This window comes from Sulfitobacter sp. EE-36 (assembly GCF_000152605.1).
GTDB classification, from domain to species: Bacteria; Pseudomonadota; Alphaproteobacteria; order Rhodobacterales; family Rhodobacteraceae; genus Sulfitobacter; species Sulfitobacter pontiacus.
The window spans coordinates 1,163,256-1,187,377 of record NZ_CH959310.1; the positions used below are offsets into that span (position 1 = coordinate 1,163,256).

At 60.9% G+C, this 24,122-nt stretch carries 26 protein-coding genes; 19 read left to right on the forward strand and 7 right to left on the reverse strand.

Features of this window, described 5'->3' with window-relative positions; genetic code table 11:
* The first annotated feature begins 222 nt into the window (after window positions 1–222).
* The 4 genes from pyk (at window position 223) to rplT (ending at window position 2,653) form a co-directional block, all read left to right on the forward strand.
* Entirely contained in the window at window positions 223–1,668 is a 1,446-nt protein-coding gene (gene pyk, locus EE36_RS08195; protein WP_005851205.1) for a pyruvate kinase, read from the forward strand.
* 44 nt (window positions 1,669–1,712) lie between these two features.
* Window positions 1,713–1,940, forward strand: coding sequence for a hypothetical protein (locus EE36_RS08200; RefSeq protein ID WP_005851207.1), 228 nt, complete (start codon window positions 1,713–1,715; stop codon window positions 1,938–1,940).
* Between the two features lie 131 nt (window positions 1,941–2,071).
* Entirely contained in the window at window positions 2,072–2,272 is a 201-nt protein-coding gene (gene rpmI, locus EE36_RS08205; protein WP_005851209.1) for a 50S ribosomal protein L35, read from the forward strand.
* Between the two features lie 15 nt (window positions 2,273–2,287).
* Window positions 2,288–2,653 carry a 50S ribosomal protein L20 gene (rplT, locus tag EE36_RS08210; RefSeq protein ID WP_005851211.1) on the forward strand — a complete coding sequence of 122 codons (366 nt, stop codon included), beginning with the start codon at window positions 2,288–2,290 and terminating at the stop codon, window positions 2,651–2,653.
* A 72-nt stretch (window positions 2,654–2,725) separates the two neighbouring features.
* Here the strand turns inward: rplT and EE36_RS08215 are convergent, their stop codons facing one another.
* Window positions 2,726–3,949: a YbfB/YjiJ family MFS transporter gene (locus tag EE36_RS08215; protein WP_254655566.1), complete on the reverse strand. Its 1,224-nt coding sequence runs from the start codon at window positions 3,947–3,949 to the stop codon at window positions 2,726–2,728.
* 138 nt (window positions 3,950–4,087) lie between these two features.
* Between EE36_RS08215 and pheS the strand changes: the two genes are divergently transcribed.
* From pheS to mscL, 6 genes are all read left to right on the forward strand, one after another.
* On the forward strand, window positions 4,088–5,161 hold the full coding sequence (pheS, locus tag EE36_RS08220) for a phenylalanine--tRNA ligase subunit alpha (RefSeq protein WP_037954562.1): 1,074 nt from the start codon (window positions 4,088–4,090) through the stop codon (window positions 5,159–5,161).
* Between the two features lie 65 nt (window positions 5,162–5,226).
* A complete protein-coding gene (locus EE36_RS08225; RefSeq protein ID WP_005851216.1) occupies window positions 5,227–5,508 on the forward strand; it encodes a YrhK family protein in 282 nt (93 codons plus the stop codon).
* A gap of 8 nt (window positions 5,509–5,516) precedes the next feature.
* On the forward strand, window positions 5,517–6,368 hold the full coding sequence (locus EE36_RS08230) for a PHB depolymerase family esterase (RefSeq protein WP_152540646.1): 852 nt from the start codon (window positions 5,517–5,519) through the stop codon (window positions 6,366–6,368).
* A gap of 83 nt (window positions 6,369–6,451) precedes the next feature.
* Window positions 6,452–8,851, forward strand: coding sequence for a phenylalanine--tRNA ligase subunit beta (gene pheT, locus EE36_RS08235; protein ID WP_005851220.1), 2,400 nt, complete (start codon window positions 6,452–6,454; stop codon window positions 8,849–8,851).
* Window positions 8,852–8,867: 16 nt separating this feature from the next.
* Window positions 8,868–9,317, forward strand: a complete 450-nt coding sequence (locus tag EE36_RS08240; RefSeq protein ID WP_005851222.1) for a YtoQ family protein — start codon at window positions 8,868–8,870, stop codon at window positions 9,315–9,317.
* A 159-nt stretch (window positions 9,318–9,476) separates the two neighbouring features.
* Window positions 9,477–9,908 (forward strand): large conductance mechanosensitive channel protein MscL, encoded by a 432-nt coding sequence (gene mscL, locus EE36_RS08245; RefSeq protein ID WP_005851224.1) that lies wholly within the window; start codon window positions 9,477–9,479, stop codon window positions 9,906–9,908.
* A gap of 72 nt (window positions 9,909–9,980) precedes the next feature.
* Here mscL and ald read toward each other — a convergent pair whose 3' ends face one another.
* Complete coding sequence (gene ald / locus EE36_RS08250) at window positions 9,981–11,099, reverse strand: alanine dehydrogenase (RefSeq protein ID WP_005851225.1); 1,119 nt, start codon at window positions 11,097–11,099, stop codon at window positions 9,981–9,983.
* Between the two features lie 141 nt (window positions 11,100–11,240).
* Between ald and EE36_RS08255 the strand changes: the two genes are divergently transcribed.
* Window positions 11,241–11,702 (forward strand): Lrp/AsnC family transcriptional regulator, encoded by a 462-nt coding sequence (locus tag EE36_RS08255; protein ID WP_005851227.1) that lies wholly within the window; start codon window positions 11,241–11,243, stop codon window positions 11,700–11,702.
* On the opposite strand, the gene EE36_RS08260 is transcribed toward EE36_RS08255, so the two are convergent.
* Both EE36_RS08260 and rpsU read right to left on the reverse strand, forming a co-directional pair.
* Window positions 11,699–12,349 carry a hemolysin III family protein gene (locus EE36_RS08260; RefSeq protein ID WP_005851229.1) on the reverse strand — a complete coding sequence of 217 codons (651 nt, stop codon included), beginning with the start codon at window positions 12,347–12,349 and terminating at the stop codon, window positions 11,699–11,701. The two genes, EE36_RS08255 and EE36_RS08260, sit on opposite strands and share 4 nt — an antisense overlap.
* Before the next feature lie 155 nt (window positions 12,350–12,504).
* A complete protein-coding gene (rpsU, locus tag EE36_RS08265) occupies window positions 12,505–12,711 on the reverse strand; it encodes a 30S ribosomal protein S21 (RefSeq protein ID WP_005851231.1) in 207 nt (68 codons plus the stop codon).
* A 115-nt stretch (window positions 12,712–12,826) separates the two neighbouring features.
* Between rpsU and EE36_RS08270 the strand changes: the two genes are divergently transcribed.
* The 4 genes from EE36_RS08270 to EE36_RS08285 all read left to right on the forward strand — a co-directional run bounded on the left by EE36_RS08270 (window position 12,827) and on the right by EE36_RS08285 (window position 16,000).
* On the forward strand, window positions 12,827–13,525 hold the full coding sequence (locus tag EE36_RS08270) for a COQ9 family protein (RefSeq protein WP_005851232.1): 699 nt from the start codon (window positions 12,827–12,829) through the stop codon (window positions 13,523–13,525).
* 84 nt (window positions 13,526–13,609) lie between these two features.
* Window positions 13,610–14,335: an energy-coupling factor ABC transporter ATP-binding protein gene (locus EE36_RS08275; protein ID WP_005851234.1), complete on the forward strand. Its 726-nt coding sequence runs from the start codon at window positions 13,610–13,612 to the stop codon at window positions 14,333–14,335.
* The gene (locus EE36_RS08280; RefSeq protein ID WP_005851236.1) at window positions 14,310–14,906 is read left to right on the forward strand and encodes an energy-coupling factor transporter transmembrane protein EcfT; all 597 of its coding nucleotides are present in this window, start codon (window positions 14,310–14,312) and stop codon (window positions 14,904–14,906) included. The genes EE36_RS08275 and EE36_RS08280 overlap by 26 nt, the downstream gene beginning before the upstream one ends.
* A gap of 101 nt (window positions 14,907–15,007) precedes the next feature.
* Window positions 15,008–16,000 (forward strand): NAD(P)H-quinone oxidoreductase, encoded by a 993-nt coding sequence (locus EE36_RS08285; RefSeq protein ID WP_005851238.1) that lies wholly within the window; start codon window positions 15,008–15,010, stop codon window positions 15,998–16,000.
* A 67-nt stretch (window positions 16,001–16,067) separates the two neighbouring features.
* On the opposite strand, the gene EE36_RS08290 is transcribed toward EE36_RS08285, so the two are convergent.
* Together EE36_RS08290 and EE36_RS08295 are read right to left on the reverse strand one after the other, a co-directional pair.
* Window positions 16,068–18,620 carry an ATP-binding protein gene (locus tag EE36_RS08290; RefSeq protein ID WP_005851239.1) on the reverse strand — a complete coding sequence of 851 codons (2,553 nt, stop codon included), beginning with the start codon at window positions 18,618–18,620 and terminating at the stop codon, window positions 16,068–16,070.
* Window positions 18,621–18,638: 18 nt separating this feature from the next.
* Window positions 18,639–19,118, reverse strand: a complete 480-nt coding sequence (locus EE36_RS08295) for a molybdopterin-dependent oxidoreductase (protein WP_005851241.1) — start codon at window positions 19,116–19,118, stop codon at window positions 18,639–18,641.
* A 213-nt stretch (window positions 19,119–19,331) separates the two neighbouring features.
* On the opposite strand from EE36_RS08295, the gene EE36_RS08300 reads away from it, so the two are divergent.
* A complete protein-coding gene (locus EE36_RS08300; protein WP_005851242.1) occupies window positions 19,332–19,952 on the forward strand; it encodes a response regulator in 621 nt (206 codons plus the stop codon).
* On the opposite strand, the gene EE36_RS08305 is transcribed toward EE36_RS08300, so the two are convergent.
* Complete coding sequence (locus EE36_RS08305; protein WP_005851244.1) at window positions 19,945–20,589, reverse strand: ribonuclease T2; 645 nt, start codon at window positions 20,587–20,589, stop codon at window positions 19,945–19,947. The genes EE36_RS08300 and EE36_RS08305 overlap by 8 nt on opposite strands.
* A 128-nt stretch (window positions 20,590–20,717) precedes the next feature.
* On the opposite strand from EE36_RS08305, the gene EE36_RS08310 reads away from it, so the two are divergent.
* The 3 genes from EE36_RS08310 (at window position 20,718) to EE36_RS08320 (ending at window position 24,117) form a co-directional block, all read left to right on the forward strand.
* Entirely contained in the window at window positions 20,718–21,479 is a 762-nt protein-coding gene (locus tag EE36_RS08310; RefSeq protein WP_005851246.1) for a DUF1013 domain-containing protein, read from the forward strand.
* 109 nt (window positions 21,480–21,588) lie between these two features.
* Window positions 21,589–22,692, forward strand: a complete 1,104-nt coding sequence (locus EE36_RS08315; protein WP_005851247.1) for an endonuclease/exonuclease/phosphatase family protein — start codon at window positions 21,589–21,591, stop codon at window positions 22,690–22,692.
* Window positions 22,693–22,938: 246 nt separating this feature from the next.
* The gene (locus EE36_RS08320) at window positions 22,939–24,117 is read left to right on the forward strand and encodes a type III PLP-dependent enzyme (protein WP_005851249.1); all 1,179 of its coding nucleotides are present in this window, start codon (window positions 22,939–22,941) and stop codon (window positions 24,115–24,117) included.
* The last annotated feature ends 5 nt before the right edge of the window (window positions 24,118–24,122 follow it).

Below are 24,122 nucleotides of genomic sequence, written 5' to 3' on the forward strand. Positions count from 1 at the left end.
GCGGCGGGCCGTGAATGTGGCGCTGCCTTCCGCTGCCCGCTGTCATCGTGCTGTCATACTGTGGTGGGCATAGACGGGGCAGGCGATCTTCGCTAAGTGTTAACGCTAACACATGTTAACGCTAACTTATTTACTATCCACTCTGACCGCCGCGCGTGTTAGACCCGTGGCAATGAGCGCAGGGGCTGCCAAAGCCCGCAGATGAAAAGGGACGTCACCAGTATGAAACGCACGCGGAATGTCAAAGTAGTTGCCACCTTGGGTCCGGCCTCGGATACGCACGAGACGATATCGGCACTGTTTCACGCGGGCGCGGATGTGTTCCGGTTGAACATGAGCCACGGCAGCCATGACGAAATCCGGATCAAGCACCAGATCATCCGCCAGATCGAAGAGGAAACGGGATCCACGATCGGTATTCTCGCGGATCTTCAGGGGCCAAAGCTGCGTGTGGGTGTCTTTTCGGGGGACAGCGAATTGCTGGTCGAGGGCGCATCCTTCCGGCTGGATCTGGACGAGGCAGAGGGCAATGCCCGCCGCGTGTGCCTGCCGCACCCCGAGATTTTCCAGGCGCTTGAACCGGGCGCATCGCTGTTGGTCAATGACGGCAAGATCCGTTTGAAGGTCAAGGAATGCGGCCCTGATTTCGCGGAGTGCGAAGTGATGATCGGCGGCGTGATCTCTAACCGCAAAGGCGTGAACGTGCCGGATGTGGTGCTGCCGCTGGCCGCCCTGTCGGAAAAAGACCGCGCCGATCTGGAATTCGTGTGCGAGCTGGGGGTCGACTGGCTGGCGCTGAGCTTTGTGCAGCGTCCCGAAGATGTGACCGAGGCGCGCGACCTGGCCAAGGGCCGTGCCGCATTGCTGAGTAAGATCGAAAAGCCGTCGGCGGTGGACCGGTTCGAGGACATCCTGGCGGTAAGCGACGGTATCATGGTCGCGCGCGGTGATCTGGGGGTTGAACTGCCGGTACAGAACGTGCCGCCGATCCAGAAACGACTGGTGCGCAAATGCCGTGCGGCGGCAAAGCCGGTGATCGTGGCGACGCAGATGCTGGAATCGATGATCGAAAGCCCGATCCCCACCCGGGCCGAGGTATCAGATGTCGCGACCGCCATTTATGAAGGGGCCGATGCGGTGATGTTGTCGGCGGAATCCGCGGCCGGTGCCTATCCGGTCGAGGCGGTGCGCACGATGGATAACGTGGCCACCGAGGTAGAGCAGGATCCGACCTACACCCAGATTATCGAATCGTCGCGCAAGGTGGATCGCATGACCGTGGCGGATGGTATTGTCGCCGCCGCACGCGAGATTGCGGAAACCGCGAACATCAAGGCAATCTGTTGCTTCACCCAAAGCGGGACCACGGCGCTGTTGACCGCACGTGAACGCCCGCGGGTGCCGATCATCGCGTTGTCACCCCTCGTCAAGACCGCGCGCCGTCTGGCGCTCACTTGGGGCGTCAATTGCGTTCAGACCGGTACGCTGGAACGCTTCAAGATGGCCGTGGTCAGCGCCGCACGCGTTGCCCGTGACGAAGGCTATGCCGGGCCGGAAGATATGATCGTTGTCACCGCAGGCGTGCCTTTCAACGTCGAGGGCAGCACAAATATCCTGCGCGTCGCACCCTGCGACGAACGATTGATTTTTAATACCGATCCGGAATAACCTCTGGTCAGGTAACAAGAATATATCGAGCAAGGGCAGGAATAATGGATACTGATCTGATTTTGGTGATTGGTCTTGCCCTTGCTGTGCTTTCTATCCCCTCTGTCGTGTCGGCCTTCTCTGATGGCCGTGCGCCGCGCGCGTCGGCGTTGACGGTGCTGATCGCGGGCGGGATGATCGTCTATGCCATCAACACCCATCCGGGCGGCTACGCGTTGGAAGACGTGCCAGACGCCGTTTTGCATGTGATTGCGCGCTACAAGTTCTGGTAAGCGCAGGCGTTTCGCGCTTTTGCCCTTGCTTTGGGCCCCTGTCCCTCCTATACGCCAGCTTCGTTCCGCGCGTCCGGCCTTCGTGGCATGCCGAGTCGCGCACTTACCGAACTCAAGTTAAGGAGACGGAAATGCCCAAGATGAAGACGAAATCGAGCGCCAAGAAGCGCTTTAAGATCTCGGCGACCGGCAAGGTCATCGGCGGTCAGGCTGGCAAACAGCATGGTATGATCAAACGGACGAAAAAATTCATCCGTGACGCGCGTGGGACAACAGCTTTGTCTGCCCCCGACGCCAAGATCATCAAGGGCTTCATGCCCTACGACCGCTAAGATAGGAGAGCCGATATGTCCCGTACAAAAGGTGGTGTCGTTACCCACGCCCGTCACAAAAAGGTAATCAAAGCAGCCAAAGGTTACTATGGCCGCCGCAAGAACACCTTTAAGGTCGCCCGTCAGGCGGTCGACAAAGCCAACCAATACGCCACGCGCGACCGTAAGAACCGCAAGCGGAACTTCCGCGCATTGTGGATCCAGCGGATCAACGCCGCTGTGCGCAGCCACGACGAAGCACTGACATACAGCCGCTTCATCAATGGTCTGTCCCTGGCTGGTATCGAAGTGGACCGGAAGGTTCTGTCCGACCTGGCCATCAACGAGCCCGAAGCATTCGGTGCCATCGTGAAGCAAGCACAAGACGCACTGGCCGCGTAAGCGCCCTTTGCCGACCCCAAGTTTTAGAACGCCGCCCTGACATCGGGGCGGCGTTTTTCGTTTGTGCGGTGCTCAGCTGGGGTCTTGTTGCGGCAGCGGTTTTTGAAACACCACCACAGCGGCCCCTGTCAGCAGGATCGCAGCGGCAGCCAGCAGGCTGGATCCGATATTGCCCGTCAGGTCGCCCAAGGCACCGGCGGCGAAGGGGCCTGCGGTCTGCGCGATGGCAAAGACCACGGTGAACAGGCTCATCGCGGCGGCCCAGCTTTCGGCAGGCAGGTTCTGGCGGATAAAGCTGGTGATCGCGCCGGGAGCCATGAAGACGCATAGCCCGAAAACCACGGCTGAAATCACCACGGCCCCACCCGCAGGCAAGACGAGCGGCAGCGCCGATCCGATTGCGATGCCGGTCAGGATCATCGCCAAGGGCTTGCCCGAAGCATGCCGTGCCAGTACCCCGCGCCAGACGAAGGGCGAGGCGATCAGCGCCACCCCCATGATGATCCACACCGCCGAGATCAGCAGCGCCGGTGCCTGTTGATCCGTCATCCACGCAGACAGGAACGTCAGATAAACGATGTATCCCATGGCAAAACCGACGTAGCCTGCAAGCTCTCTCCAGATTAGGTGCAGCTTGATGCCGCCGGCCGCCGTGTTGCGCTGTGCAGGCACCGATAGACGCGCCGCGGCCCATAGGGACAGGGGCAGGCAGGCCACGCTGATCACGCCGATGATATACCAGCCATAGCGCCATGATCCGGTGCCCCAGAGCTCTATCATCAGGGGCAGGGATGCGCCTGCCAGCATGATTCCGATACCGCCCCCTGCGCCGAACAGGATCGCGATCGCCAGCGCATTGCGGCGCGCGTCGCCCGGAAACAGCCGCGCGGTCAGAACGCCTGCGGTGGAAAAGGACATCGCCCCGAACACCCCCGCCGCGATCCGCCAGAAGGACTGCCAGCCCATCGTCGCCTCGTACCCCGTCGCCAGCAGCGTCAGCGTCGTGGTCACCATGCCGAACCCGAACAACCGCGCAGGCGCGATGCGCCCGATCAGCAGCAGCGTCAGCACCGCGCCGATGATATAGCCGATGGCATTCGCCGTGTTCAGCCAGCCCGCCTGCGCATAGGTCCAGTCCAGCTCGGTCTTCATCGCGGGCAGGATCAGCCCGTAGGCAAAGCGCGCGAACCCGTTTGTGACCGTCACCCCCAGCGTCAGGCCAAGCAGCGCCAGCCAGGGCCGTGTGACAGGTCGGGGCAGGGACGGGTTGCTGTCGGGTTGTAAAATCTCTGCCACGCGCGGCACCCCCTTGATGGTTTGCGCCACTATGTGCCCGCGGTTTCAGCATCACAAGACCCGCTTCAAATGGCCCTGCCGCTTGTATTCGGGGCCAATTCTGCTAGCACCAGCCCGAGCAAAAGACATGAGGCCGATATGGACGACCTGAAAGCGAAATATCTGGGCCAGATCGCTGGTGCCGCCGACGAAGCCGCGTTGGAGGACATCCGTCTGGCCGCCGTGGGTAAAAAGGGTGAAGTCGCCCTGAAGATGCGCGAGCTGGGCCGTATGACGCCCGAAGAACGCCAGACAGTCGGCCCCGCGCTGAACGCGCTCAAGGACGAGATCAACTCCGCCATTGCCGCGAAGAAAGCAGCACTTGGGGATGCGGCCCTTGATGAACGTCTGCGCAGCGAATGGCTGGACGTGACACTGCCCACGCGCGCGACGCGTCAGGGCACGATCCACCCTGTCAGCCAGGTGACCGAGGAAGTGACCGCGATCTTCGCCGAGCTAGGGTTTTCAGTCGCCGAAGGGCCGCGCATCGACACCGATTGGTATAACTTCGACGCGCTGAACATCCCCGGCCACCACCCCGCACGCGCCGAGATGGACACGTTCTATATGGCCCGTGCCGAGGGCGACGACCGTCCGCCCCACGTGCTGCGCACCCACACCAGCCCCGTGCAGATCCGCACGATGGAGGCCGAAGGCGCGCCCCTGCGCATCATCTGCCCCGGCGGCGTCTACCGTGCCGACTATGACCAGACCCACACGCCGATGTTCCATCAGGTCGAAGGTCTGGCGATCGACAAAGACATCTCTATGGCGAACCTGAAATGGACGCTGGAGGAATTCTTTAGCGCGTTTTTCGAGGTCGAGGGCATCAAGACCCGCTTCCGCGCCTCGCATTTCCCCTTCACCGAGCCGTCGGCAGAGGTCGACATCCAGTGTTCCTGGGTCGACGGGCAGCTGCGCATCGGCGAAGGCGACGGCTGGATGGAGGTGCTGGGCTCTGGCATGGTCCATCCGAAGGTGCTGCAAGCGGGCGGGATCGACCCGAACGAATGGCAGGGCTTTGCCTTTGGCATGGGCATCGACCGTATCGCGATGCTGAAATACGGCATTCCTGATTTGCGGGCATTCTTTGATTCTGACCTGCGCTGGCTGCGCCACTACGGGTTTGCGAGTTTGGATCAGCCGACGCTGCATGGTGGTTTGAGCCGCTAATCGATCGTCGCGGTGTCCGTCGCTGGGCACCGCGTCGCTTGTCCGGTGAACAAGGGCAGGGTCCCATGAAAATATTTCGCAATGAACGTCGGGACCAATCCGAGGCGCACCGCAGGCTTTATGCACGGTTCGAGTTGGCCCATACGGTTGTCGATTTCATGGCCGCTTTTTGCTTTATTGTCGGGTCGGTCATGTTCTTTAGCGACGCTTGGCTTACGCCGGGCACATGGCTGTTCCTGATCGGGTCGCTGCTGTTTGCTGCCAAACCAACCCTGCGTCTGATCCGCGAGATCAAGCTTTATCGCATGGGCGATGTGGACGATCTCGCGCATCGGCTTGAGGATTAGAGAAACCCGTGAGCCTCTCCGCCTTTTTCTACGCCATGACCGCGCGGCCAAAAGCGCTTGTACAGGCCGCGATGCTGGCCTGCGCGCTGTCTGCCGCGCCGATGGTTGCCACCGCCCAAACCCTCCCGCCCTGCGGCGGGGATACCGTCTGCAAGCTCGGTGACCGCAGCTACAATATCCTGATGCCCGACGACTGGGACGGCGTGACGCCCCTGCCTGTCATGATGCATTTCCACGCTTTTCTGCGGCGCGGGCGCACGGTGATCCATCATCCGCGTATCGGGTCCGAGACAAAGCCCCGTGGCGTGATGCTAGTAGCCCCGTCGGCGCAGCATCGGGCGTGGCGGTTCTGGCAGGATGACCCTGCGGATATCGCCTTTGCCGACGCGGTGCTGGCGGATGTGGCGAAACGCTATCCGGTGGATCAAAGCCAGATCTATATTTCGGGGTTCAGTTTCGGGGCGGCGATGGCGTGGCGCTATGCCTGCGCGCGCGGCGACCGGATCGCGGGGCTGATGACCATGTCGGGCACGATCAAACAGTCCAGCACCTGCGCCAACCCGCCGCGTCAGGTCCGCCATGTGCATGGGCTCAACGACCTGTGGATGAGCCTGCCGCGCGGGCCCGAACATGACACCACCAATGTCGTAGCACTCTGGCGCAAGGCGTTCCGCTGCGGCAAGGGCCGGCTGGATGGCGCGCTGACCCTCGCCCCGGGGGTAGAGTTCGCGCATTTCACCTGGGACAATTGCGCCGGCGACCGCAGCGTGACGCTGGACATCCATACCGGCGGACATTTCATCCCGACCGGATGGCTTGGCTACCAGCTGGACGGGTTGATGCCCAAAACACCGGGCTAGGCGCAAAACGCAGCCGCACCGCATTGAAACCGCGCCGATTAAACGCTACGCCCTAGCGCAAGCATTGCATGAGGATCACCGCCATGAAATTCACACTGTCCTGGCTGAAGGAACATCTCGACACCACCGCGTCGATCGATGAAATCACCTATGCGCTGACCGATCTGGGGCTCGAGGTCGAAGGCGTCGAAGACCGTGGCGCGAAGCTGGCGGATTTTACGCTGGGCTATGTGCAATCGGCAGAAAAGCACCCCGACGCGGATCGTTTGCAGATCTGTCAGGTGGATACCGACGAAGGCGTGCAGCAGATCATCTGCGGTGCGCCGAACGCGCGTCAGGGCATCACCGTGGTTGTGGCGAAACCGGGCGTTTATGTGCCGGGCATTGATACCACCATCGGCGTCGGCAAAATTCGTGGCGTCGAAAGCTTTGGCATGATGGCGTCAGAGCGCGAGCTTGAACTATCCGAGGAACATGACGGTATCATCGAGCTGCCCTCGGGCAATGTCGGCGACCGTTTTATCGACTGGCTGGCGGAAAACGACCCCGCCAAGGTCGACCCCGTGATCGAGATCGCGATCACCCCCAACCGCCCGGATGCCTTGGGTGTGCGCGGGATCGCGCGTGATCTGGCGGCTCGTGGTCTGGGCACGCTGAAACAGCGCGATGTGCCAGCGGTCGAGGGGCAGTTCCCGTGCCCGATCTCTGTTTCGATCGACGAAGACACGCTGGACCAATGTCCGGTTTTCTACGGTCGTGTGATCCGCGGCGTCAAAAACGGCCCGTCGCCGGCGTGGTTGCAGGACAAGCTGCGCGCTATTGGCCTGCGCCCGATCTCGTTCCTCGTCGATGTAACGAACTTCTTCACCTATGACCGCAACCGTCCTTTGCACGTGTTCGACGCGGATAAGGTCGCGGGCAACAGCCTGCGCATCCACCGCGCCAAGGGCGGCGAGACCCTGATGGGGCTGGACGACAAGGAATACACCTTCAGCGAAGGCATGACCCTGATTTCGGACGCCGAAAAGGTTGAAAGCATCGCGGGTGTGATGGGCGGCGCGGAAAGCGGCTGTTTCATGGACACGGTGAATGTCTTTGTCGAAGCGGCCTATTTCGATCCGGTGCGCACCGCCTACACGGGCCGAGCGCTCAAGATCAACTCGGACGCGCGCTATCGTTTTGAACGGGGGATTGACCCCGAATGGACGCCCTATGCCATCGAACATGCGACGCAGATGATCCTGGACATCGCAGGCGGTGAGGCGTCCGAAGTTGTCGTCGCGGGCAAGGTGCCGGACTATTCTCGCGCCTACAAGCTGGACGCGGCGCGCGTGCAGTCGCTGGTGGGGATGACCATCTCGGAAAGCGAGCAGCGCAAGACGCTGACGGCGCTTGGCTTCCGTCTGGAAGGCGACATGGCGCATGTCCCAAGCTGGCGCCCCGATGTGCAGGGCGAAGCCGATCTGGTCGAGGAAGTCGCGCGGATTGCGTCTCTCACCAAGCTTGAAGGGCGCCCCTTGCCGCGCCTGACGACCGGCGTGCCCAAGCCCGTCCTGTCGCCGATGCAGCGCCGCGAGGCCATCGCGCGCCGCGCCTGCGCGGCCTTGGGCTACAACGAATGTGTGTCCTACAGCTTTATCGATCAGGCGTCTGCCGCGCTGTTTGGTGGCGGCACCGATGACACCCGTCTGGAAAACCCGATCAGCAATGACATGAGCCATATGCGCCCGTCGCTGTTGCCCGCCTTGCTGCAGGCCGCGGCCCGCAATCAGGCGCGGGGCTTCCCTGACATGGCGCTGTTCGAGGTCGGCCCCGTCTTCACCGGCGGCGAGCCCGGCGATCAGCATCTGCAGATCAGCGGCCTGCTGACCGGCAGCACCGGCCCCAAAGATGTGCACGGCGCATCGCGTCCGGTCGATGTGTTCGACGTCAAGGCGGATATCGAGGCGGTCTTGTCTGCCATCGGTGCCCCCGCCAAGGTGCAGATCAACCGCAATGGCGCTGACTGGTTCCACCCCGGGCGTCACGGACAGATCTGCCTTGGCCCGAAAAAAGTGCTTGGCGTCTTTGGTGAAATTCACCCGCGGGTGCTGGCGGCACTGGATGTCAAAGGGCCCGCGATGGGCTTCACCATCTGGCCAGCCGAGGTGCCCTTGCCACGCAAGTCCGGTGCCACACGTCCCGCGCTGAACACCAGCGCGCTGCAAGCGGTGGAACGTGACTTTGCCTTTGTAGTGGACGCCGATGTTGACGCGCTGACGCTGGTCAATGCGGCGATGGGGGCGGACAAGGCCCTGATTGACGATGTTCGCGTCTTTGATGAATTCATCGGCGGTGCCTTGGGCGAGGGGAAAAAATCGCTCGCCCTCACGGTACGGATGCAGCCAAGCGACAAGACACTGAAAGACGCGGATATCGAGGCGGTTGGCGCCAAGGTCATCGACAAGGTGACCAAAGCCAGCGGCGGCGTGCTGCGCGGCTAAAGCGAACGGAGGCGGTATGACACTGCATGTATATCTCTCGGGTGAAATCCACACCGACTGGCGCGATCAGATCATCGATGGCGCGGCAGGGTTGGATGTTGTGTTCACCGGCCCTGTCACCGACCACGCGGCCAGCGACGACTGCGGTGCGGCGATTCTGGGGGCCGAGGAAAACAAGTTCTGGCACGACCGCAAGGGCGCGCAACTGAACGCGATCCGCACGCGCAAGGGCATCGAAGAGGCGGATGTCGTCGTCGTGCGTTTTGGCGATCAGTACAAACAGTGGAACGCGGCTTTTGATGCAGGCTATGCGGCGGCTCTGGGGAAATCTCTGGTGATTCTGCATGGGGCCGACCACGCGCACGCGCTGAAAGAGGTCGACGCCGCAGCTTTGGCTGTCGCCGAAGAGCCCGCGCAGGTCGTGCAAATCCTGCGCTATGTGCTGACGGGCACCCTGCCAGCGTAAGCACGCTTTGCACCGGATTGCGCGGTTTTCGCCTCTGTAAGGGGGAAAACCGTGCTTATCCGACAAAAATCCATCGTTATTTGGAAAACTTGTGCTAACGCATGCGCAGTATGTCGTGCGACGTAGCAGACACGGCTTTCAATCATACGAGGGACAGACATGATTCAAGAATTCAAGGATTTCATTGCCAAGGGCAATGTTATGGACCTGGCAGTCGGTATCATTATCGGCGCGGCGTTTACGGCTATTGTGACCTCGCTGGTCAGCGATCTGATCAACCCTGTGATCGGTCTGGTCCTTGGCGGCGTTGATTTCACCAGCATGTATGTGGTGCTGTCTGGCGATGTGCCTGCGGGTACCGGTCTGGACGCGGCGCGCGAAACCGGCGCGGCGATCTTTGCCTATGGCGCGTTCATCACGGCCTGCATCAACTTCCTGATCATCGCTTTTGTGGTGTTTATGCTGGTCAAATCCGTCAACCGGCTGAAGTCGCTGGCTGAACGCCCCGATGATGTCGCGCCCGAAGTGGCGACTGGCCCCAGCCAGTTGGATGTGCTGCTGCAAATTCGCGATGAGCTTGCCAAGAAGTAAGCGTTTCAACCGCGTGACACGAAAAGGCCCGCAGGTGCACTGCGGGCCTTTTGCGTGGTGCGTAGGGGGTGGTTAACCGGCGATGGCCTGATCGGCGGTGATCGCCTCCATCCCGAGCGCTTCGGCCACGGCGGCGTAGGTCAGCTGGCCTGCGTGCACGTTCAGACCTGCCTTGAGGTGGGGATCGTCGGCGCAGGCTTGCTTCCAGCCTTTATCCGCGAGTGCCAGCATGAACGGCATCGTGGCGTTGCCAAGCGCAATGGTCGATGTCCGCGCCACGGCACCGGGCATGTTGGCAACGCAGTAGTGCATGATGCCGTCCACGTCGTATACGGGGTCTTGGTGGGTGGTCGCTTTCGAGGTTTCAAAGCAGCCACCTTGGTCAATCGCCACGTCCACCAGCGCCGCGCCGGGCTTGAGCTCGGACAGTTGCGCGCGGCTGATCAGTTTGGGGGCGGCGGCCCCGGGGATCAGGACGGCGCCGATGATCATATCGGCCTCGCGCGCCAGTTCGATCGTATTGCCCGCCGAGGCGTAAGAGGTGTTGAACACGCCGCCATAGATGTCATCCAGATAGCGCAGACGGGGCAGGGACCGGTCAAGCACGGTGACATCCGCGCCCATACCGGCGGCAATACGTGCGGCGTGGGTGCCGACAACACCGCCGCCGATCACGACCACACGCGCCGGACCAACGCCGGGGACGCCGCCCATCAGCACGCCGCGCCCGCCGTTGGCTTTTTGCAGCGTCCATGCGCCCACCTGCGGGGCCAGACGACCCGCGACTTCGGACATTGGCGCAAGCAGCGGCAAGCCACCATTGCGGTCGGTGACGGTTTCATAGGCGATACAAGTCGCCCCGGAAGCGAGAAGATCCTTGGTCTGTTCGGGATCGGGGGCGAGGTGCAGATAGGTGAAGAGGATCTGCCCTTCGCGCAGCATCTTGCGTTCAGCCGCTTGGGGTTCCTTGACCTTGACGATCATGTCGGCGCTGTCGAAGACCTCTTGCGCGGTGGCAAGGATCGTCGCGCCTGCGTCGGTATAGGCGGCGTCATCAAAACCAGCGCCGATGCCGGCACCTGCTTCGATAACAACCTCATGTCCCTTGTTCACCGCCTCGTAAGCGGCATTCGGGGTCATGCCGACGCGGAATTCCTGTGGCTTGATTTCTTTGGGGCAACCGATTTTCATGAGTTCATCCTATTGAGGGTGCATTTGAATTACGGTACGCCCCTCGATACGCAATTGGGCACGGATTATGGGCCGTTATCCCCCTTGCTCTTCGAATACTCTGCTGCATATTGGTCATTTCACGCGAAAGTATTGCGCCACATGAGTCTAGACGACATCGATCGCCGCATCCTTACTGCCCTGCAACGCAACGGGCGGATGTCGAACTCTGACCTGTCGGAAAAGGTACATCTGTCGCCGTCGGCATGTCACCGGCGCGTGCAGCGGCTGGAAGCCGAAGGGTATATCCGCGATTACGTCGCCCTGCTGAACCCGCGCAAGATGGGCGTCCCCACGACGGTGTTTGTCGAGATCACCCTACAAGGCCAAGCGGACGAGGTGCTGGACGCCTTTGAAAAGGCGGTTGCGCGTATTCCCGATGTGCTGGAATGTCACCTGATGGCGGGGGCCGCGGATTACCTGCTTAAGGTCGTGGCCGAAAATACCGAGGATTTCGCCCGCATCCATCGCCAGCATTTGGCGCGGTTGCCCGGTGTGGGGCAGATGCAATCCAGCTTTGCGCTGCGCACGGTGTGCAACACCACAGCGCTGCCAGTCGGTTAAGTCGCGGACGGAAACAGCGCCATCCAGATGCCCGCGAACATCGCGATGCCGCCGATATTGACCCATGCGTGCCATGTCGCATAGCGAAAGCGCATGGCCCGGCGCACATAAAAGCCGACGCCGATCACATAGGCAAATGCCCCGCCGATGATGCACCAGAGTGTTGCCAGCGGCACCCCTGTCAGGTCGGGCAGTGCGCAAAGGCCAATGGCGCCTAGCCCCAGATAGGATGCGGTGGACCATTTGCCCTGAACCTGCGGATCGGTGATTTTTTTGTACATCGCCACCAGCGCCAGCCCCCATGACACACAAAGCAGCGTGATCGTCCATGTGGTGCCGGCCTGCACGAAGAACGGCGTAAACGTGCCCGCAATGCTGGGATAGATCGCCGCGTGATCAATCCGCCGCATGAGTTTGCGCGCGTCATGCCACGGCGCGAAGTGGTAGGCGCAGGATGCAAGGTTTGATGCCAGCGCGCAAAGCACATAGACCACCACCGCGACCGTCACCGCCGTTTGCAGCGATGTGGCCGATTTCATCACCAACGCGCCGCCAGCCCCCAGAATCAGCGCAAGCCCCACAAGGTGGACGATCAGATCAGCCCGCCGGTGGATCGGGGCAACGCTGGGGTAGGTGGGCTGGGTCATGCTCTGTCCTGTCTTTGGCCGTTTTGCGATACGCTCTGCCGCCGGGTCCTGTCTACTGTACCCATGCGTCACCACGTGCGCAGCGGCAGACAAAAGAAAACCCCCGGCACCGAAAGGTAACGGGGGTTCGTATTCTTATGCGTCGCTTGGATGATTTACATCATGCCTTCGCGCTGCAATTTCTTCCGTGCCAGTTTGCGGCTACGGCGGATCGCTTCTGCTTTCTCGCGTGCTTTTTTCTCGGAAGGTTTCTCGAAATGCTGCTTAAGCTTCATTTCACGAAACACACCCTCGCGCTGAAGTTTTTTCTTCAGGGCGCGCAGCGCTTGATCGACGTTGTTATCGCGAACACTAACCTGCATGTGGTTTTCACCACCTTTCTAGTTTGAAGTTGCAAGGATTTGCAGGAACTGGCCATATAGCAACCGAAACCTATATTGTCTAGAGCAAAGCCAATCACCCCTTCAGGAGGCCGCTATGACGAACACGTCCCAGACACCGAAAGAACAGCTGCTGGATGCCGCGCTGATGCATGTCGCGTTTGACGGCTGGTCAGAGGCGACGTTCAAGGCTGCGGTCAGCGATACCGGCATGGACCCGACCGTCGCGCGTGCTGTCTGTCCGCGCGGTGCCGTTGATCTGGCCGTCGCCTATCACAAACGGGGCGATCAGCAGATGATCGATCGGATGAAGGCCGAAAACATGACCGAGATGAAATTCTCGGCCAAGGTGGCTGCTATGGTCCGCTTCCGTCTTGAAGCCGCCACGGACAAAGAGGCCGTGCGTCGTGGGACAACCCTGTTTGCCCTGCCTCAATATGCGCCCGAGGGGGCCAAACTGGTCTGGGGGACGGCGGATGCCATATGGGCTGCCTTGGGGGATACGTCCGAAGACGTGAACTGGTATACCAAACGCGCCACGCTGAGCGCGGTCTATTCCTCGACCGTGCTGTTCTGGCTGGGCGATACGAGCGAGGGCCACGCAGAGACATGGGCCTTCCTTGATCGGCGGATCGAGAACGTGATGCAGATCGAAAAGGTCAAGGCGCAAGTGAACAGCAGCCCGACGCTCAGCATGTTGATGGCCGGGCCCAACTGGTTGCTTTCCCACGTGAAAGCCCCCTCGCGGCTGAACCGCAGTGATCTTCCGGGCAGCTGGGGCAGCCCGCGACCCTAGGCTGGCTTTCCTCGCCAGACCAGACCTGCTAGGTGCTGCGGCGTCCGCATCCGGCGCGGGCGCGGCTTATTGGTACTCACGCATATGCACCCGTTTCTGATCGATCTGGACAAGGTTTCCTACACCCCCGAAGGAACCTCGGTGCTATGTGATGTGACACTGCAGGCATCCGAGCGGCGGATTGGTATTGTCGGGCGTAACGGGTCCGGTAAGACATCTCTGGCACGGGTGCTGGCGGGGCTGGTGGCCCCGTCGTCGGGCAAGCTGCGGATCAACGGGGTGGATGTGGTCAAGGATCGCAAGGCGGCCTTGCGGCAGGTCGGCATCCTGTTCCAGAACCCCGATCACCAGATTATCTTCCCCACGGTGGAAGAAGAGATCAGCTTTGGCCTGACCCAGCTGAAACACACCCCAAAAGAGGCCGCAGAGAGAACGGCGGATATCCTCGCCCGCTTTAACCGCAGCCATTGGGCGAAGGCGGCGATCCATCAGCTATCTCAGGGGCAGCGGCAGCTGGTCTGTCTGATGTCGATCCTTGCCATGCAGCCGCGCCTGATCATTCTTGATGAACCTTTTGCGGGGCTTGATATCCCGACGATGATGCATCTCACGCGCGTGCTGCACGCGGTAGAGGCGCATCTGGTGCACATCACCCATGACCCCGCGCATCTGGCGACCTATGACCGGATGATCTGGATCGATCAGGGTCAGATCGTGCAGGACGGCGCGGTGCCTCAGGTGACCCAAGCCTTTGTGGCACAGATGCAAGAGATCGGGGAAAGCGATGATTTCACTCACCTCCCCGGTTGAGACCCGCGCCCACGGTTGGCCTGCGGGTGCAAAGCTGGCAGCGCTTTGCGTGGCGACGATGGGGCTATTCAGCCTGACCCACCCCGCGCTGCAGGCGGCGGCCTTGGCGGTGACCCTGCTGCTTTATGCGCTGCCGGGATGGCGCTTTTTCAAGGTGGGGCTGGCGCGCTTGCGGATGCTGCTGCCCTTCGTTGTGCTGATCATGGTCTGGCATATCGTGACCCGTGACATCATGGCGGGTGCGACCGTGACGTTGCGGATGATGACAGCGGTGGCGCTGGCGAATCTGGTGACCATGACGACCAAGCTGGCACAGATGGTGGCTGTGGTGACATGGCTGACAACGCCGCTCCGCCGCCTTGGCATCCAGACCCGCGCGATCGAACTGGGCATCGCCCTCGTCATCCGCTTTACCCCCGTTCTGGCGCAAAAGGGCCAGTTGCTGGCGCAGTCATGGCGCGCGCGTTCCACCAAGCGGGTCGGCTGGCGGATGATCATCCCGTTTACCGTGCTGGCGATTGACGACGCCGAACATGTGGCCGAGGCCCTGCGTGCCCGTGGCGGGCTTTGATGTGAGGCCCTCCGCGACCTGACGCCTGTCAGTTCGCATTGTGTGTGCCGAAATCCGTGCCTATGGTGCGGCAACACTGATTTACGGAGGAGACGTAGTCGATGACAGAAACCATGCGTGCGATAGAGATCACCAAGGCCGGCGGACCCGAAGTGCTGCAACCCACCGACCGCCCCATGCCGCAGCCGGCTCACGGGCAAGTGGTGATCAAAGTGGCCTATGCCGGTGTGAACCGCCCCGATGCGCTGCAACGCGCGGGCATGTATGCGCCGCCCCCCACTGCCAGCGATCTGCCCGGGCTTGAAGCCTCGGGCGTGGTGTCCGCCGTGGGCGAGGGCGTCAGCGGTCTGGCTGTCGGTGACAAGGTCTGCGCGCTGCTGCCCGGTGGCGGCTATGCGGAATATGTCGCGACGCCTGCGGCCCATTGTCTGCCGGTGCCCAAGGGCATGGACATGAAGCAAGCCGCCTGCTTGCCCGAGACATTCTTCACCGTCTGGTCCAATGTGTTCATGCGCGGTGGCCTGAAAGCGGGCGAACGGTTCTTGGTGCATGGCGGGTCGTCGGGCATCGGGACGACAGCGATCCAGCTGGCGCGCGAATTCGGCGCACGGGTTTTTGCCACGGCAGGGACCGACAGCAAATGCGACGCCTGCGCCAAACTCGGGGCCGAGGCCGCGATCAACTACCGTGACTCGGATTTCGTTGATGTGCTGAAAGCCGAGGGCGGGGCAGACCTGATCCTTGATATGGTCGGCGGCGACTACATCCCGCGCAACCTGCAAGCGCTGGCCGAAGACGGCCGTCTTGTGCAGATCGCCTTCCTCAGCGGGCCGAAGGTAGAAGTGAACTTTGCCACGCTGATGACACGCCGTCTGACGATGACCGGCAGCACCCTGCGTCCGCAAAGCGAACTGGCCAAGGCCAAGATCGCCGAAGAGCTGCGCGAGAAGGTCTGGCCACTGCTGGACGCGGGCAAGATCGCACCGGTGATGGACAGCGAATACGCGTTCGAGGACGCGAGCGAGGCGCACGCCCGCATGGAAACAAGCGGCCATATCGGCAAGATCGTGTTGAAGGTTGACGCCAACGCCTAAGCGGCGGGCAGTGAGATCTGGCAAGGGGCGCTCTGATATCAGGGTGCCCCTTGTCGTTCACGGGGCGTTACGCCGACAGGCGCGCCTCCCATGCATCAAGGGTTTCGGCCCATGCCGCGGGCACTTTGGCGACCTGATCACGGGCTTTATCTACGTCGCCCTGTTTGCAGTCCTGTTCGATGGTGGCGAGCAGCGCGTGCATACGCTCTGCGCCGAACATGCCGCACAACCCGGCAAGGTCGTGGGTCTTGCGTTGCAGATCGTCGCGGTCCTCGGCAGAGGCTAGGGGCGGCAATTGCCCCTCTACACGTTGGCGCAGATTGCCAATGCGATCGGCAAGCTTTTCAGGACCAAGCAGTTCGAACAATTCGTTCACCTGATTGGCGTTCAGCACCGGATGCTGCGGCTCGGCGTGCGTCGCTTCAGTCGCATCAGAGGCACCCTCAGCGGCGGGCATCACAAGCTCGCTTAGCGCGGTTTTCAGGCGGCGCGTGTTGATGGGTTTTTGCAGAAAGCCGGTCATCCCGCCCGCGGTAAAGGCCGCGCGTTCGTTGGGCAGGGCGTGGGCGGTCACGGCCATGATCGGGGTATTGGCATTGGGCCCGCCACCTTGAAGGATCACTTGCGTGGCCTGTAGCCCGCTCATCCCCGGCATCGAAATATCCATCAGGATCGCGTCAAACCTCTGTTCGGCCGCACGATCAATGCCTTCGGGGCCGCTGCTGGCAAGGGTGACCTCGTGACCCAGACGGCCCAGCATCGCCTTAAGCAGATCGCGGTTGATCTCGTTATCGTCGACGACCAGCAGGTTCATCGCGGGGGTGTCTTCGGTATCAAGTTGCGGTTGGGCGACGGGCTGCGGGGCTTCTGTTTGCACGAAGTCTGCTGGCAGTCGCACGATAAACCGCGCGCCTTTGCCAACCTCCGAGACGCAGGTGATCGTGCCGCCCAGACGGTGCACCAGCCGCCGCACGATGCCCAGCCCCAGACCGGTGCCCCCTGTGCGCCGCTCGTAGCGGCTGTCGAGCGATACGTAATCCTCGAAAATCCGCTTGAGGTCATCGGGCGGGATACCGGGGCCATTGTCTGCCACTTCGATATGCAGCATCGGCGCATTGGCCGTTTCCATGTCATAGGTCGCGCTAAGCACAATATCGTCGTCGGGGCTGAACTTGATCGCGTTGCTGATGAGGTTGACCAGAATCTGCTGCATCGCGCGCGGGTCTGTCAGGATGGGCGTGTCGGTCAGCCCGTCTTGATCCAGATGCAGGCGCGTGTCCGATGTCTTGGCCAGTGGCGTCATTGTGTTGACCATGCCGGCGGTCAGCGCGACCATATCACTGGCTTGCAACTCGTTGTCGTTGGTTTCGGCCTCACTGCGTTCGATGGCTAGCACGTCGTCGATATGGCCCAGCAGGATGTCACCGGATTTCAGCGCCGCTTCGACGTATTTGCGCTGTTCGGCGTCCAGCTTGTCGTCGTGCAGCAAGTGGATGGCGGAGAGGATGCCGTTCAGCGGCGTGCGCATCTCGTGGCTCATCATCGCGAAGAAACGCGATTTTTCCTGATAGGCATCCAGCGCCTCGTCGCGGGCGCGGATGATCTCTTGCTCTTTTTGCAGTTTGTCGGTGATGTCGCGGATATAGGTGACGAAAACCGGCGCGTCGTTTGACCGCGCCAGCGACACGGAAAGTTCGACAGGGAAGATGCGGCCCGTGCCGTCGATCATCTCTGTCTCGTGACGGCCGGTTTCAGCCAGCCGCGTTTTGCCGGTCTCGTTGAAATGGGCGAGGTTATCCCGTTGCCGATGGCGCAGTTTAGGGGGGACCAGCAGTTCGATATAGCTGCGCCCAAGCGCATGATCACGCGAGATGCTAAAGACCTCTTCGGCAGAGCCGTTGAAATCGATAATCTCGCCATCTACCGACAGCACCATCACCGCATCAAGCGAGGCGCGTAGCATGGTTTCAAGCTGCGAGTGGTTGCGTTCGACCTCGCGCGAGGCACGATTGAGCGTGATCGTCTGGCGCGACAGCCGGAGGATCGCCCCCAGCAGCGCAATGGTCACGGTCACCACGATCACCAGCAAGATCTCGATCAGCTGCGCAATTTCTTTGCGCTCGGCCTCTGCCGCTTTGGCGGCAAAGGAGATGGAGGCAAGCCCGATGTTGCGCGGCATATCCTCGACCGTGTCCAGCGCTTCCGACAGGGCGGGCACACCGGCGGCGAGCGCCTCATCGCTGCCGTCGATCAGGGGGATCAGTGTGTCCAGAACCGCTTGTATCTTCTGGATTTCGCGGGTCAGGTCGCCGCTTTGCTGTACGCGTTCGGCGACTTCGGTGCGGCTGTAGAAGATGTCGAACCGTTTGCGCAGGTTCGCCAGATCGTTTTCGTCCCCGGACCGCGCCTGTTCAACGGCACCATCCAGTTTGAGAAAGTCGATTTCGAGCTGCGAGAACACCCATTCGGCATGATCCTGCTGCGCGCTGCCAAGGGCGCGCACGCGGTCCCAGACGTTGAACGCCAGGTAACCGGCAAGCAGGATGCCGACCATCAGCGCCAGGGCAAGAATATATCTTACCCTGTTGCGCTGTGGGCCGTCCTGCATCAAATCGGCCATGGTAAACATGCCTTGCGGTTACTTGATCGCCAGCCGGTTCAACTGCCAGATAGAACGGCTATAGATCGTCTCTGTCTGGTACTTTACGTCGCTGTCATAGGGATAGACAATCCATAGCGGACCTTTCCCGCGGCGCGACATCTCTTTGTCGTTGTTAGAGTAGGCGATGATCGGCCCGTCGGACACCGCATCCTCCATCGGGATTTCGACCGCATAGTCGTTGATCGCGGTTGCTTCGATCGTACCATCGGTCAGGTCCAGCGTGTCCATCAGATCCTTGAGCGATACGCCCTGAAAGGTCTGCGCGCCTTCGGTCCAGATGGTTTCGGTCTCGAAGCTGGACGACGGCAGTTCTTTCAGCTGCTCCATCGTATAGGTGTGTTCCATGCCGCCTGCCGTGACGGTCAGAACGGCATCTTCTTGTGCACTCACAGCAGTGGCCAATGCGGCACCGCACAGTGCGGCGGTGATTGTCTTGGTGAAAGCTTGAAACGTCATAACTCGGTATCCTTCCCCTGTGTTTGTACATCAACCTTAGGTTAACGCCGTTTGGAGAGCGACTGAGATTAAGGGTATTCTTACTATACGAAGGTATAGCCGTCAAAAATTCGACACAGTTATCCTATCCTCATGTGTGCTATTATTCGCCCATAAGTTGGTCTACGACTACTTAAGCAGCATTGAGGTGGTGGCGAGGGAAGGAAAGAACTTATGGCATTACGGATACTGATTGCGGACGACCACGATATGGTCCGCGAAACGATTGCAATGTTTCTGGACGCCGATGGCGGGACAGAGACGGTTGCAGCAAGCGACCTGCCCGAAGCGATGGCCAAGATAGAGGCAGAGGGGCCGTTTGATCTGGTGCTGCTCGACTATACGATGCCGGGCATGAAGGGGCTTGAGGCGCTGCCTAAGGTCATGAAAGCCAACGAGGAAAAGCCTGTCGGTCTGATTTCGGGCACGGCAACGCGGTTGATCGCGGAACAGGCGCTGGCCATGGGCGCGATCGGTTTCCTGCCCAAGACGCTGCCTGCGAAATCACTGGTCAACGCGGTCCGCTTTATGGCCGCGGGCGAGATTTACGCGCCCGTCAACTTTATGTCTGGCAAGGACGATCCCGAAGAAACCGACTTTGAAAAGGCCCTGTCAGAGCGGGAGCGTCAGGTTCTGCGCGGCTTGATGGAGGCGAAATCGAACAAGGAAATCGCCCGCGACCTAGAGTTGCAAGAGGTCACGATCAAGCTGCACGTCAAAACGCTGTGCCGCAAGCTGGACGCCCGCAACCGCACCGACGCCGCAATGATCGCACGTAGTGCGGGGTTTATCTGATCGGGGTAAACAGCGCGTCGTCCAGCGTGCAATCCTTGATCACGTCGCGCCCACAAGGCACCGGCTCCAGCGTTTTTGACAGGCATAGACGCACTTCTTGAATGTAGCCGCTTTTGCAGGTGACGGTAACGCCATCGGCCTTCATCGTCGGGTTTGCTTTCAGAAACGCTTCCTCCACCACCGAGGCGGGCAGGCGGATGTCGCCCGTGATCTTGCGAAAGACCGCGGGGCGGGTCACGGCATCATAGGCCTGACGCGACAGATCGAAATATCCGTTGGCAGACAAGCCAGTACAACTGCCGTGTTTCTTCCATTGATGCCACGCCAGACCGGGCGTTCCCATAATGTCAGCCATGGCGGCGGTCATGCTACGGGTGGGGGGCCGTTCGGCGGTGCGGCAGTAGGAGGGAAACCCCCGATGCAGCTGCGGCCAAAGCCCGTGCATGATCCAGCCGTGGTCGTGGCGCGCGTCGCATTGCGCGGAATCGCGCGCATCGCCTTCCAGCGCGCACCAGTTGGGCGACCAGCTGAGCGCCAGCACGTAATAGTCGAATTCCCCTGCAATTTCGCCCTTGGCCGCCACGGGGCGGGGCATCGGGGCCAGCAACAGACACAGGCACAGGATCAGCAATCGCATTGAGGTCTTTCCTTATTTTGCCGGTCCGAGTATAAGGCGTTCAAGTTCCCCCACAATGGAAACCGTTCTGCCCCGCAGGACAGCCTATTTCAGGCGACGGGGAAAGTGCGTTTTAAGGAGAGACCGACATGGCAAAACCGATTATGGCCCGCGCCACTGCCGTATGGCTGGTGGACAACACAACCTTGAGCTTCAAACAGATCGCGGATTTCGTGGAAATGCACGAGCTTGAAGTGCAGGGCATCGCGGATGGCGACGTGGCGCAAGGCGTGAAGGGCTTTGACCCGATTGCCAACAACCAGCTGACCGAAGAAGAGATCGAAAAAGGGCAGGCGAACCCGCTGCACAAGCTCAAGCTCAAGTTCAACGCGTCTGCCCAAGGCGAAGAGAAACGTCGCGGCCCGCGCTATACGCCGCTGTCCAAACGTCAGGACCGCCCCGCGTCGATCTACTGGCTGGTCAAGTTCCACCCCGAACTCTCCGACGGTCAGGTCAGCAAGCTGGTCGGCACCACCAAGCCAACCATTCAGGCGATCCGCGAGCGGACGCACTGGAACATTGCGAACATCCAACCGATCGATCCCGTGGCTTTGGGGCTGTGCAAACAGTCCGAACTGGACGCCGCCGTCCAGAAAGCCGCTGCCAAGAAAGCCGCCGAAGGTGGCTTGATGACCGATGACGAACGCCGCCGTCTGGTCAGCACCGAACAATCGCTTGGCATGGATACGGAACCGAAGATGCCGACTTCTATCGAAGGTCTGGAAACGTTCACCCTGTCCGGCAACCCTGCGGATGACGAAGAAAAAGACCACGGCGACTATTCTGACGCCGACAGTTTCTTCAAGCTGCCAGAGGGCGGTTCCGACGCGGATGAAGACGAGGACAAGTAATCCGGTTCCGCGCTTCTGGCGGCTTCGGAACAAATCCGCTTAACCTCGTGTTGAGCTAGGGGTGCAGGGCAACCGCTCTGCGCCCCTTTTTTTGACGTAGGGGGCATGCATGCTGGCGACGATACTACTCGGTCTGTTTTGGGGCGTTGTCGCACTCGTTGCTGCGATCAGCGTGCTTCCCTTTAGCAAGATACCGCACGGCGCGATCCGGGGGATGGCATTCCCCCGTGAGCAGCTGTTTGTGTTGACCGTGGCGCTGGCTGCCGTGGCGCTGGTGTTTCTTGAACCTGACCATCGCAATCCGGCGCTGGCGATCCTCGCTGTGATTGCGGCGATCCACACGGGCTACATCCTGAAATTCACGCCGCTCTGGCCGCGCCAATCCGTGGATGCGACCGAGGCACAGGCCGCTGACGCCGAAAACCGTGTCACCATCCTTGCGTCAAACGTGAAACAATCCAATCGCCAGTATCAGCGTCTGATCGACCTGATCCGCACCGAAGACCCCGATATCGCCGCCGCGCTTGAGGTGGACCCAGACTGGGTCGATGCGCTTTATGACGCGCTGAAAGACCAGTACCCCCATTGGGTGAAAGTGCCCAAGGATAACTCCTATGGCGTGGTCATGATGTCCAAGATGGAGCCGTCAGAGACGCAGGTGCGGGACCTGCTGGTTGATGATGTGCCGTCGATCCGGACCAAGGTCGCGATGCCGTCAGGGCGGATGTGGCGTTTGTATATCGTGCACCCCGAACCGCCCGTGCCCTATCACGACACCAAGGGCCGCGACGGAGAGATCGCGTTGGTCGGCATCGAAGCCAGCAAGGACGATCTGCCCGCGATCGTGACAGGTGATCTGAACGACGTGGCCTGGTCCACCACCACCCGTCGGTTTCAGCGGCTGTCGGGATTGCTGGACCCACGGGTCGGACGTGGGTTCTATAACACATTCCATGCGGGTATTGCCGTCATGCGCTGGCCCCTTGACCACCTGTTCCATGATGCAGAGTTCCGCCTGATCCGCATGTCGCGCTTGCCCAATATAGGGTCCGACCACTTCCCGATCCTGTTCTCGCTTGCCCTGACAGGGGAACCACAGTCGAATTCCACGCCCGAACAAAGCGACGCCGAAGAGCGCGCCGAGGTGCGGGAAATGGCAGCCGAAGAACGCGAAAAGGACCGCGAAGCCATCGGCACGGATTGGGAAAAATAGCCCCGATCCGTCACCGCTCACCGGTACGCAGCGCTTTGCGTGCCTCCTTGAAAAACGAATTGTCGTATCAAGTATTTTGCCACTTGCGCGAATCTGAAAACAGCGTAAATGCGCGCTTACAGACGCCAACGCACGCGCCTCTGGCCGGTCCGTCTGTCCGCGGATTGACCCCGCGCCTATGCAGCGACGGTAACGTCTCTTGAAACGACATGTTAGGGTACTCCCGCCCTTCCTTGCTCTTTGGAGATGACCATGAACGCCACAGCTACCGCCACCGTGAACACATCCGCAGCATCGAACTATGACGAAGCGGCTGATTACATCTGGAACAACAGCTTCGACAAACCGACTCTCGTCGTCAGCCGCGCCCGTGTGGGTGTACAATACGACGCGCTGCAAGCCGGTCTGGGCGATGCGCGAATCCACTATGCGGTAAAGGCGAACCCCGCCCCCGAGATCATTCGTATGCTGGTCGAACGCGGCTCTGGCTTTGATGCGGCGTCGCGTCAGGAGATCGAGCTGTGTCTGTCCCAAGGGGCGGATCCTGCGAAAATCTCTTTCGGCAACACCATCAAACGCGGCGTTGACATCGCCTTTGCCCATTCCATCGGTGTGACCATGTTCGCCGCCGACTGCGAGGCAGAGCTCGACAAAATCGCAGAGCACGCCCCCGGCGCGCGCGTCTATATCCGTCTGATCGTCGAGAATTCCATGGCGGACTGGCCGCTGACCCGCAAGTTCGGCTGCGCGGGCTCGCTGCTGCCAAGCCTGCTGGAGTACACCAAATCCGTGGGTCTCGTGCCTTATGGTCTGTCGTTTCACGTCGGTTCGCAAACCCGTCGCGCCGAATACTGGCACCCCGTTTTGGATCAGGTCGCCCCGCTATGGCACGCCGCGAAAGAAGCAGGGCACGACCTGCAACTGCTTAACATCGGCGGCGGTTTTCCTGCCTATCACGGTGATCCGGTGGATGCGCCGCGCGGCTATGCCGCCGCAGTCGTTGCCGCTGTCAAAGAGCGCTTTGGCGAGATTCCGGTCCTGATGGCAGAGCCGGGCCGCGGCATGGTCGCAGAGGCAGGGCATATCGCGGCCGAAGTGTTGCTGGTGTCGCGCAAATCGGCAGAGGCGGCGCGCCGGTGGGTGTATCTGGATATCGGTCGTTTTTCCGGTCTGGCCGAAACCGAGGGCGAGGCGATCCGCTATCAGTTTGTGACCCCGCATGACGGCAAGCCCGTCGGCCCCTGTGTGCTTGCCGGCCCGTCCTGCGACAGTGCCGATGTGCTTTATGAAAAAAATCCGGTTGACCTTCCACTTGACCTAAGGGACGGTGACAAAGTCATGATCAAGAACTGCGGCGCTTACACAAGCTCGTACAGTTCGGTCGGCTTTAACGGGTTTCCGCCGCTTGATGTATTGGTCCTGTAAGAGGA